We start from the raw sequence: 11,306 nt of genomic DNA, 5'->3' as shown, positions 1-11,306 counted from the left end.
ATCCGGCTCGCCGATCGTCAGTCTGAAAAACACTCTCTGCACCCTTCCACCGGCACGGGGAGACGACGCGCTCGATGGACCTCAGCAGGGGGATACTTCCGCCACCGGGACTGAAGCTGTCTAGTTCTTCGTCTGCTTTGGCGCGCTCTTCTTCACGGCGGGTCGTTTGTGAGTGGGGACTCCCGTTGAGCCCACCGTCGCTGGCTCCACTGCAAAGACCGAGGCTGCGTGATCGAGCCATGACTGTGCATTCGCGCCGCCAAGATCGTCGGTCCACATGAGCACGCCTGATGGTCCACCGCCGGCGCTGTCAGGAAGGATTCCGTTGTCGGCGTACCACTTCTTCTTCAGTTCCCACTTGCTGGCGTAGTCGGGTACGTCGAGCATGCCCGCGTGTTCCCAGAACACCGTGCGTCCGTCGTTCAGGGTGATTGTGAAGTCGGGCAGCACCTCGCGCCCATCCTTGCCCTGCAGAGCGCGTTCGTACTCCCACTTGCCCGGCACGAGTTGCTCGAGGATCCCCGCGATGATGACCTCATTCTTCGACGCCATCGGAACTCCGGTCGTCGACACGTGCAATAGCTGCCGGTCGAACCGTCGTGCCTGGGCGCGGTGCTCCAGTGTCACCGGCTCTGGTGCCACGAAAAGGTCGGTCAAGCGGCGCGCGGTATCGGATCGCCATGGGCTGGCAAGCTCGCGTAGATCGGAGAGGACTCCGTCGTGCAAGATGATCACCCGATCCTTCTGTCGGGTCAACGCCGTGTACATCAGTTCGCGCGTAACGTTCGTCCTGGAGGGAAGTATCAGGAAGGTGGTGCCGAACTCGGAGCCTTGCGACTTGTGCACGGTGACGGCCCAGGCGAGCTCGAGCAGGACGTTGGAGTCGCCGGAAGTTGGCCAATAGCCGTACTGAACGCCAGGCTGGGACGAGAACTCGACATCGAGCTTGAGGGCATTCTTGGGCCGTTTGTGACGTGGAGTCAGGAAGCCGATGGCCACACCAATCTCGCCGTTTGCAACGTAGTCCAGTCCACCGGCATCCTTGGGCCAAGCCTTCATTCGCTTGTTGATCGTGTGCATGACCTTGTCGCCTCGCACGATGAGCTCGGGACCGATGGGCCAGGGGGTGTTCGACCTGAGATTCTTAGTCGCCAACATGGTGTCATCGGTCCGGTAGGTGCGCTTAATGTGCCGGTTCAGCTCGACGGTCCCGAAGGCTCGAGATCTCGTCGGCGACAGGATCTGCCAGTCCTCAGCATGCTCCCCGGCGCCGCGATTCCAGTTGAGGTAGGGGTCGTTGAACACCCCGCCATAGGTCATGGCGAACGCCCACGCCTCTTTGTCGTGGCTGGTGAGGTCTAGCTCCTCGCCCAGCGTCTGGGTCAGTGCTTGGACGACGCTCCGGTCACCCCAGGGCTCGTACCGCACGGTGCCCAGGTCTGGCTTGTCGGCGAGTTCGCTCCAGATGCTGTCGTCGCCCGCACCCCGAGTCGCGTGGCCGAACCAGCTCGCCAGCTCAAGGTCCTTTCGAGTCCCAAGGGTGCCGTCGGGCAGCTGCCGTCGCGGCACCTGGAGTTCGACGTAGCAGTTGGCAACGTGTACGGCGGTGTCAAACTGCTCAGGCTTAAGCTTGTTGACCAGATCGACGAATGGACGCCCCGGGCCGATCGGCGGGAGCTGGCGTGGATCACCCACCAGGACCAAGCGACGGACGGATGAGAACGCGTCTAGCGTTGCCGCGAGCATTTCCTCGGTCATCATCGATGCCTCGTCGATGACGACAAGCCCATACGACGTGCGCTGATGGTCTCCTTGGACGAGGTAGCGCCCGGACTCTCCGTCGTATCGATGTGAGGGGGACAGGTAGCTCGCGAGCGTCCTTGCGGGAAGCTTGACCTTCATCTCCAACTGGACCCGCGCCTTGCCGGTGGGCGCTAGCAAGAGCACCCCGCCGTCCGAAACGCCTGTCAGACCAACTAAGGCTTTGAGCAGTGTCGTCTTGCCTGTTCCAGCAGGACCAATGAGGACGGAGAGCGGCGCATCGTGCAGCGCGGACAGACCCTCAGCCTTCTCGGTACGTGCTCGTTCCTCGAGATTGTCGAGCGGCGCGCCGGTGTCCACCAGCTCGTTGCTCTCCAGCGCCTCGTCGAGCAACTGCCGGGCGCCCTTTATGTGTCCGAGGCGTGCGCGCTGAAGCTGGGACCCGACGAAGTCACGGATTGATGTGGTGATGTCCTCGAACCGACGCAACTTGAATGCCGGCTGGCCGTCCGCCAGCTCGCGGGCGACCAGCGGGGACCAGTCCTCCCAGTCGGCCAGCGTGTCGTGGTCGAGGTCGACGCCCAGCAACTTAGTAGCGGTCAGCTCGGGATGCCGGGATAGCACCATCTGATTTGCTCGGTCGAGCGCCTCGGCCTCCGGAAGGAGCGTGTCGCCTTGGTGACCGGCCCACTCGACCACCTCAGTGATCAGAGCTTCGATCCGCCGCCGGTCGAGGTTGCTGTCCATCATCGCCGACGGGGGGAAGGGCGCGACCCATTCGACATGACCGGCGGGAAAGCAGGCGCGGTCTACCGTGGTGAAAGGGACGTGTTCCGCCTGTCCGTAAGTGCAGATCGAGGCGAAGTAGGGGTTGTCCGAGAGCTCCTCGTGCGTGAGCGGAACGTCGGTCTGGCCGTTCATGAGAACGTCAACCTGCGCGGCCGAAATGTCTAAGCCAGAGAGGATCCTGAGGCAGTTCTGCGCCACAGCCCCAATTTTCGACCAGATCTTGGCGTTCGCCTTGGAGATGAACGGGCGCACGGTGTCAGGAAACGCGGAGTGTTCGGCCATGCCAGCGTCGATGGCGGACCAAGGATCAGCCGGGGCGGCAGCGAGGACAGCGCGGGCGGTCAGGTGGCTCTGCTCCACACCGAGGTGCGCAAGCACGGACGCAAGCCCCGGTGCCGGTCCGCGCAACTGCCACAGGCGGTCACTCTGCTGGGTGACCCACTCGCGTGCAATGTCCGGCACGTCGACGCCGAGATCCCTCATGCCTGCGACTGCGGCGGCCAGGCTCGCCAAAGCCTCAATTGCGGCATCATCACTCAGGTGCTCGGTGACGTAGCTGAACTCGTTGAAGCGGCCTTCGGGTGCCCACGCAAGTGCCGGGGAGACATCCACGCCGCCGTCCAACAAGGGCACTAACGCCTGATAGGGAAGCAGCACCCCATCCTCCATGGTCGGCCGGAGGCTGTGTTCGACCGCGGTCTCCCACATCGACGAAGGAAACGCTTGCTCGCCGTCGCCGTTCCACGACGGCGGCAGCGTCACGCCGCTCACGCGTGCGGCTCCCACGATGAGACGGTCGGTCCGTTCCTCTTGCAACGGTGAGTGCTTCAGATACATGAAGACCAGCGAGTCGCCCGGCTTCACGGGGGCAAAGAACTCCCGGATGACCGCGCGCTGGTTATGGCCGTTCATAATCCAGTCGGCGTCGTCCCATCCCATAGCTTGGGTCGCAGCGTCCTCTGCCGCCGGATCGAACTCGGGGACGCGGGCAGATCCCACCTCCTCGTAGAACGATGCCCGGTTGAGCCACCGGAAGGGGACTGCCTCGAATGCGAACGGCGGCATGATCACCTCGGTGGGTTGAAGCCCGGCGAGCGCCTTATTCCAAGCGTACGGGTGGGTTTTTGTGACCGAGTAGCCCACCGGCGACATGAACGTGGCCCGTTCGCTGAGGCATGGGAGCCGGGACGCGTCCAGGTCGGCGAAGTCCACACCCGCATGTGCGACTTCGTACATGTCATCCCTCTTAGGCCCGACGTTCGCCAGGAGCGTGCAGGACGAGTTGCCCAACGGGTCGTCGCAGACGGCCCCGTCCCAGGGTCGGTCGCGCCACGGCACCCGCATCGAGAGATGTTGGATCGCACTCATGTCGAGGACTAAACCACCTCGCTGTGCACCTGTGAACCGGCACAACGGGCTGTGCGACGTCACCGGCGAGACCCCGCCGCCTCCTTCATCAGCGTCCCGCGATGACGATTGTTGACGGCCTCTAACGAGTCCGAAAGCCCGCTCCACGCAAGGTGATTCGAAGCCTCGAAACCAAGCGGCACTTATGCTTCGAAGGCCCGTGGATCGGTCCGCCCCTCGGGGCGGGCCGAGCGTCATTTCAAGGCTAGGTGACGAGTGCTGACGGGTGGTGACGAGGGCGATGCACGGTGGAGTCAAGTTCTACGGGGCCCGCAGCCGCCGCGCTCGTATGTGGAAGCGGACCGCTCACGAGTCGATGACTACTACCTCGCCGAGTGAACCGGGCTGGCCGGGCGTTATGTCGTCACGACTCCCGCGGCGGTGGGGTCGCGGTGTTTCCGCAGTTCAGGACGGGGGGACGTTGGACGGCGACGCCTACGAACGATGGGTCGCCGGCTACGACGCCCTAACCTGTATAGCGAAGGGGCGGCCGTGAGACGACGCGCACGCGCTCCGTTCGTCGGATTCGTGGTCGCTCGCCGCGGCCCTCCAGACCGACATCGCGACGGCGTACGACGCGGCGATGGATCGGGCAGCGGGTGAGGTGATCGGGTGAGTGACCGCGCACGCCACCACCCGGGTCGGGCCGCGTGGCCGGCACGTGCAAGTCCCGGCAATTGACGATGTGGTTGAATTCCAACCGGTGGGTTGACAACCGTCGCGGACACGCAGAGCTGAGTCCACGATCAGCTGGCATCGAGGAATGCCTGATATCGAGTCTCCAAGAGATCGCGGTCTGGGCGCTCTGAACGGCGTTGAGGTAGGACCATCAGCTGTTTGCCATGGAAATCTTGGATTCCGTGGCGGAGCATCGGCCCATCGATTTCCTTCAGGACCTCAGCGTTGATCCGAACCTCGAAGCCAGGGGTGATGCCAAGGATCCGACGGTCGAAGGCAGCGTGATGCATCTTGCAAAGCGTAAGGCCGTTGGTGACGACTGGCAGTCCGCCGGCTCCATCCTCGTGAATGTGCGCCGCGTCGAGCAGGTCGCTGTGCCGGAAGGAGCAGACAGCGCACGCGGTCTGGTAAGCCCGAAGAACTGCAGCACGGAAAGGACGTTGGTGCAAGCGGAGCTTGGTGAGCTGCTGGCGGTACGACGGATCGAGCTTAAGTTCGGTGGATGGCCAGACGATGTCAGGCTGAGGCACAGCTTCGATGTCCACGACGAACTGGAGGTCGGCCTGCTCCTCGTTCACCAAGTAGATCGGATAGAGGGCGCTGTATCCGCCACCCTGCACGCCCAGCCACCAGATCAGCGGAACGCGTTCGGCCAGCGCCGCGCGTAGGGCCCGGTTCTGATAGTGGTTCGGATCGTCGCCACGCATCTTGTAACGGTAAAACCCGTCAACTCCTACCGCGTCGGCATAGGGGCGGTCGGTGCCTTCCGGACGGTAGACGGTCCGAATGGAGAGGGCCGCATCGAGCTGGCCGGGCTTCCAGATCCCCTGCTGAGTGGGCATCAGTCTGATGGTCTCACCAGCCAGGGTGAGGCCGCTGGTGTCCTCCTGGCTGAACGTCTCCTTGCCAGCCGCGCGTTGGCGGTCCAGCCACGCGAAGGCGGCGTGCCTAATCGCGAGCTCACGCAACCGCTGGCCAGGAGTCACGGCTGGATCATGTCAGCATCTCGACGGCACGGGGCGGGTTCTCGTGCGATCCCGCTAACCCTCTGCATCATGGCTAGGCGTCGTGTTAACTGCGTGCGTGAGAGGGGGCAACATGGCCAGCATTGCGTCCTACCCAGCGCGACGATTGAAGCGTCGTCGCAATGAGTGGCTGCGTCGTAATGCCACCGTGGTCGCACTGGTGCTGGCCGGTTTTGTGGTCATTGGGGTCATCAGCAGTCTCATCCTTCTGATTGTCCCGATGCCCGGGCGCCTTTACTCCCTGGGACTCGTCCACGCGGCACTCATCGCGGCGGGGTTGCACCTGTTGAACTCGGCCTTCCTAGCCCACGATCAGGAGGCCGTTTGGCAGCTCAGGGGGGCCTGGGGAGAAGACAACACGCGCAGCGAGCTTCAACGCGCTAAGCGCAAACGCCTGATCTGGGATTGGATCGACAGTTTTGAACTCCAAGCAGGGGACATCGACCATCTTGTTATCACGCGCCACGGCGGCGTTTTAGCTATCGACTCCAAGTGGCGAAACCACGTCACCGCGGAAGACGTTCCAGCCATGGCCAGGTCCTCGCGGCGGGCCGCCCTACGGGCGGAGGGCCTTCTTCGCTCGGTGCTGAAGCGAGAGAGTGGCGCGCGGCACCGGACGACGGCCAAGCCGGTGACTGTTACCCCGGTTGTCGTCCTGTGGGGTGCCGCTCGAACCGGCGTACCGAGTGATGCCATCATCGACGGGGTGCGATTCCTCGATGGTCGCCAGTTACTCCAATGGCTGGGAGACCTGGACGGGCACGAGGTGCCGCGAGACGCTGCCCGGGGGGTTATGAAGCTACTGAAGGACTACCGCTCAAAGGTCACAAGCGCGATGCGCTAGGCGTTGACAACCCACCTCTGCCGGCCCGGTGCGATGTCGATTGACCTCCACGATACGTACCTCCCTCGGCGGGCCTTCTATCGCCAACGTCCATCGGGAGCATTCGGCGAGTCCTTCGCTGGTCCGTCGCAAGACGGCAATGTGGATCGTGCCTGGAGACCTGCGAGAAGAATTGCGAGTCTCTACCAAGGTCGCTTCCGGCGCCAGCGGGGCGAGATCGAGCGAGGCGGGTGACGCGGTGTGCTGGAGCACTGTGAGTTGACGTCGCATGGTGGTCATGTCGCGGCTGACACGTCCAGGCTCTTGGACAGAGCGGCGGCCGCATCCCTACGGTCGCTGCGCTAGCTGTAGTTCCCCGACAGGTTGTGAACGTCGAGGCGTAGACGGATAGCGAAAACCTCCAGTACGGAGGGGGTTACCACGCCACCCTCTGACTGGAGGTCTTCATGACCCACGCTAACGCCCCGCTGACCCCTGAAGGACGCCGCCGATTGGCGGTGTTGATCGTTGAAGATGGCTGGGCGGTTCGTCGCGCTGCCGAGCGGTTCCAGGTCTCGCCCGCGACAGCGTCGCAGTGGGCCCGTCGCTACCGCGCCGGCCAGCCGATGACCGACCGGTCCTCGCGGCCCGTGACCTCACCGGCACGCTGTCCGCGGCGTCTGGAGCAGCGGATCGTGAAGCTGCGCTACAGCCGCCGTTGGGGACCACACCGCATCGGCTACCACCTCGGTGTTCCCCGCTCCACGGTCGGACGGGTTCTGACTCGCTATCGGATGCCGCTGCTGGCACACCTCGACCAGGCAACCGGCCTGCCCGTCCGCCGTCCCAAGCCGATCCGCTACGAAACAGCCGCACCCGGCGACCTGGTCCACATCGACATCAAGAAGCTCGGAAAGATCCCCGACGGAGGAGGATGGCGTGCCTTCGGCCGCACCTCCGCACAGCACCGACACGCACACGCCGCCAGCGACCGAACAGCCCGTGCCGGCGCACCAGCCTCGCGGGGCTACGTCTACCTCCACCACGCCGTCGACGACCACTCCCGGCTGACCTACTCCGAGCAACTCCTCGACGAACGCAAGGAGACCGCCGCTGGTTTCTGGAAACGGGCCCGGGCGTTCTTCGCTGATGCCGGCATCAGCGTTCGAGCCGTGATGACCGACAACGGTTCCTGCTACCGCTCCAAGGTATTCACCGCAGCCCTGGGCGAAGACGTCAAACACCGCCGAACTCGGCCCTACCGCCCCCAAACCAATGGCAAAGTCGAGCGCTTCAACCGCACCCTCACCACCGAATGGGCCTACGCCCAGCCCTACCTGTCAGACGAGGCCCGCGCGGCCACCTACGCAGCCTGGCTCCACTTCTACAATCACCATCGACCCCCCACCGGCATCGGAGGCCAAGTCCCCGCCGACCGCGTTCACAACGTCACGGGGAACTACAGCTAGCTCGGAGATAGCGATCCGCCTCAGCGCTTGACGTCCAACGTCGCGCTCGTGCGTCGCAGAGCCTGACCCGCACGGGCCATGCGGATGGCCGATCGGTCAGTCCTCGGCCCTTCTCCTAACAGTGCCCGGGCTCGCCCGCACGATGGGGGGACCTGTCCGGCGCGAGCTCGGCCGCCTGAGGAGATCCACGTGCACCCCCGTTCCCGTCCCGTCCCGCTGCTGCGCGCCGGGGTCCTGCTGGCCCTGGTCGCCCTGTTCACCGGCCTGGCCCCGACCCAGGCGGGCGCGTCGGCACAGTCGTCGACGGGGGCGGTGTCCGTCGCGCCGCTCGCGGGGCCCGCGACGACGACGGACGTCAATCCGCTCGCCGGGCACCGGATGGGCGTCTACCAGGGCTCGGGCGACCAGGCTGGGCGCCGTACGTGAAGGCGACGGGCAAGAAGAAGGAGCTGCTCGCGAAGATCGCGCTGCGGCCCAAGGCCAAGTGGTTCGGGGCGTGGAGCGGGGGGCCTGCCGAGATCCGGCGCAAGGTGGCCGACTACATCGCCAACTCGACCGGCGGCGACCCCGACGTGCTGGTGCAGATGACGATCTTCCGGATGGTGCCGTGGGAGCACGCCGCGTGCGACCGGCTGCCCACCCGGGCCGAGAAGCGGTCGTACAAGCAGTGGATCGACGCCTTCGCGGACGCGACCGGCACGGCGCACACTGCGATCATCCTGCAGCCGGACGGCCCGTTCGCGCTCTGCGCGCCGCACGGGTCGCGGGTGCCGTCCCGGCTCGTGGCGTACGCCGCCAGGAAGCTGTCCGCGCTCGAGAACACCAGCGTCTACATCGACGGGGGTGCCTCGGACTGGCCGGCGAACCACCCCGAGCTGGCCGCGGACATCCTCGAGCGGGCGGGGGTCGCGAGCGCGCGCGGCTTCGCGCTGAACTCCACGCACTACGCGACCACGGAGGACAACGTCGTCTTCGGCGCCGCCGTCGCGGCCGAGCTGGAGGCGCGGGGCCTGGGTACCAAGCACTTCGTGGTCAACACGTCGTCGAACGGCCGCGGCTTCGACTTCAACCGGGCCCGCGGCAGCCACCCCGACAACGCCAAGGTCTGCCAGACGCCGGACGAACGGGTCTGCGTGACCCTGGGCATCCCGCCGACGACCGACGTCGCCGACGAGGCCTGGGGCCTGGGCGACACCACCCGGGCGCTGGCCCGGCGGCTCGTCGACGGCTACCTGTGGTTCGGGCGGCCCTGGCTGGTCATGCAGGCGGACCCGTTCTCGATGAAGCGGGCGCTGGCGATGGCCCGGACCACGCCGTACTGACCGCCCCCGACCGCCCCCAACCGGGCCGCACGGACCATCCACGCGGGCCCGATCGGACGATGCCCGGCACCGCTGTGGAACAGTACGGTCGCCGTCCGGACGTGCCCCCCACGCGTCCGGGACGACCGGTGTCCCCTGTCAGAGAGCCCGAGTGAAGGCGGATGAGCCCCACCCTGCTGCGCGCTGCCCCCGTGCTGGCGCTGCTCCTCGGCGGCCTGTCGGCGTGCGGTGACGAGGTCCCGCCCCCTGACATGGCGTACGACGGCCCGCCGGCGCGGCTGAGCGGTAGCCCGTCCTTCGCGCCGGCGCTGGAGCCGGCCGCCGCGGTGCTGCCGCTGGTGCCCGCCGACGCCACCGAGCTGACCGTGACCGACCTCGACGAGATCCGGGCGCAGCTCGGGGTGCCGGACCTGACCAGCGCCGACCTGATGGCCGACCGCGCGGACTTCTGGGTCCGGGCCGAGGCCGAGGCGCCGCTGCTGGCGCAGGGGATGCTCCGCGACGACGCGTCGGTGCTGGCGCTCGACTACGGCTTCACCCAGGACGACGTCGACTGGGAGGCCCACTTCACCGGGCCGTCGGGCAGCGGCTACGTGCTCGCCATGCGGCCCGACCTGGACCTGAGCGGCGTGCGCCGCGCAGTGGACGCCGGCGTCGCCGGGCTCGCCGGCGCCGAGGTCGACGAGGGGACCCACCTGGTCACGTCCGGGACCACGCAGGACGGCGCGATGAGCTGGGGCACCGACGCCACGGTCGTCGACCTGGTCGGGGCACCGTCGGAGGCGACGTACGTCCACCGCGGCTGCGTGCCGCTCGACGAGGCCCTCGGACCGGACGCCACCGCGGAGGACCAGGACGCCGTGCTCGCGCACCACGACGTGGACGACCTCGACGACCTGCACGCCTTCGCCGTCGGCTTCGGCGACCACCTCGCGACGGTGCGGACCGACCTCGACCGCCTCGACCTCTTCGAGCGGCTGCGCCTCGGCGACGACTGGCCGACGGCGGACGGGCTCGCCTTCGGCGACGGCTTCGCCGACGGGGTGGCGGACCCGACGACCGGGCGGATCGGCTACGACGTACGCCGTCCGCCGGTCGCGGCGCGGCTGACCCTGCTCGGCACCCTGCCCTTCGGGATCTGCAACGAGGTCACCCCGCTCGCGGAGCCGACCGGGCTCTGAGGCACGGCCCGAGGTCCGGCCTCAGGTCAGCGCCGCGAGCTCGCTCGCGTCGTGGGCGCTGAAGATCGTCACGTCGTCGGCATGGGCGGCGTGCAGCTCGCGCAGCCGCTCCTGGTTGTGGCGCCGCTGCAGGTCGTCGACCCCCATCACCCGCTGGAAGACCGCGAGCCCGGCCGGCACGTGCGGCGGGGTCTGCTTCTCGTCGGTGTGGAAGTAGGAGTCCCCGGCGTGCAGCAGCCAGCCGCCGTCGGGGCGGCGGACGGCGACCCCGCAGTGGCCGCGGGTGTGCCCGCGCAGGGGGACGAGGAGCACGTCGTCGCCGAGCGCGGTCACGGCGCCGAAGCCGAACCACTCCTCGCCGGCCACCGCGTGCCGCTCCCAGCGGGGGCCGTGCGCCCACTGCGCGGCGACGTAGCGCGCCCTCTCGCGCAGCGTCGGGTGCAGTGCCGCCTCGAGCTCGTCGCCGAGCACGTGGACGCGGGCCGCGGGGAAGTCCGCGAGCCCGCCGGCGTGGTCGAGGTCCAGGTGGGTCACCGCGACGTCGGTGACGTCCCCGGCGGCGTACCCCAGCGCCCGGACCTGCGCGAGCGCGGTCTCCGCCGGGTCGAGCGCCGGCCGGACGCCGGCGACGAACGGCCGGCCGAGCCGGGAGGGGTCCAGCACGTCGGCGGTGCCGAAGCCGGTGTCGACGAGGAGCAGGCCGTCGGGCCGCTCCACGAGCAGGCAGTGCGCGACGAGGTGCTCCGGCGCAATCCGGCCGCCGAAGGAGCCGACCGGGCGCATCGTCCCGCAGTTGAGGTGGTGGAGGGTCACGGGACGATCGTGCCGCACCCGGGCCGGGTCCGGGCGGG

The 11,306-nt window shown here is 67.2% G+C and carries 8 protein-coding genes; 5 read left to right on the top strand and 3 right to left on the bottom strand.

The genetic code is table 11. The features are described 5' to 3' along the window. Positions 1-120 precede the first annotated feature (120 nt). Positions 121-3,786, bottom strand: coding sequence for an ATP-dependent DNA helicase (locus H5V45_RS11415; protein WP_221633988.1), 3,666 nt, complete (start codon positions 3,784-3,786; stop codon positions 121-123). Positions 3,787-4,703: 917 nt separating this feature from the next. Continuing rightward, complete coding sequence (locus H5V45_RS11410; RefSeq protein WP_185253030.1) at positions 4,704-5,621, bottom strand: HNH endonuclease; 918 nt, start codon at positions 5,619-5,621, stop codon at positions 4,704-4,706. A gap of 112 nt (positions 5,622-5,733) precedes the next feature. Between H5V45_RS11410 and H5V45_RS11405 the strand changes: the two genes are divergently transcribed. The 5 genes from H5V45_RS11405 to H5V45_RS11385 all read left to right on the top strand — a co-directional run bounded on the left by H5V45_RS11405 (position 5,734) and on the right by H5V45_RS11385 (position 10,455). After that, entirely contained in the window at positions 5,734-6,504 is a 771-nt protein-coding gene (locus H5V45_RS11405) for a nuclease-related domain-containing protein (protein WP_185253029.1), read from the top strand. 446 nt (positions 6,505-6,950) lie between these two features. Continuing rightward, a complete protein-coding gene (locus tag H5V45_RS11400; protein ID WP_185253028.1) occupies positions 6,951-7,952 on the top strand; it encodes an IS481 family transposase in 1,002 nt (333 codons plus the stop codon). Between the two features lie 189 nt (positions 7,953-8,141). Continuing rightward, a complete protein-coding gene (locus H5V45_RS11395) occupies positions 8,142-8,378 on the top strand; it encodes a hypothetical protein (RefSeq protein WP_185253027.1) in 237 nt (78 codons plus the stop codon). Then, positions 8,375-9,274, top strand: coding sequence for a glycoside hydrolase family 6 protein (locus H5V45_RS11390; RefSeq protein WP_185253026.1), 900 nt, complete (start codon positions 8,375-8,377; stop codon positions 9,272-9,274). The genes H5V45_RS11395 and H5V45_RS11390 overlap by 4 nt, the downstream gene beginning before the upstream one ends. 161 nt (positions 9,275-9,435) lie before the next feature. After that, on the top strand, positions 9,436-10,455 hold the full coding sequence (locus tag H5V45_RS11385; protein WP_185253025.1) for a hypothetical protein: 1,020 nt from the start codon (positions 9,436-9,438) through the stop codon (positions 10,453-10,455). A 21-nt stretch (positions 10,456-10,476) separates the two neighbouring features. Here the strand turns inward: H5V45_RS11385 and H5V45_RS11380 are convergent, their stop codons facing one another. Further along, positions 10,477-11,268, bottom strand: a complete 792-nt coding sequence (locus H5V45_RS11380) for an MBL fold metallo-hydrolase (protein WP_185253024.1) — start codon at positions 11,266-11,268, stop codon at positions 10,477-10,479. Between the last annotated feature and the right edge of the window lie 38 nt (positions 11,269-11,306).

The organism is Nocardioides luti (genome assembly GCF_014212315.1).
Taxonomy (GTDB): domain Bacteria; phylum Actinomycetota; class Actinomycetes; order Propionibacteriales; family Nocardioidaceae; genus Nocardioides; species Nocardioides luti.
This window is presented reverse-complemented; position numbering and strand designations above follow the sequence as displayed.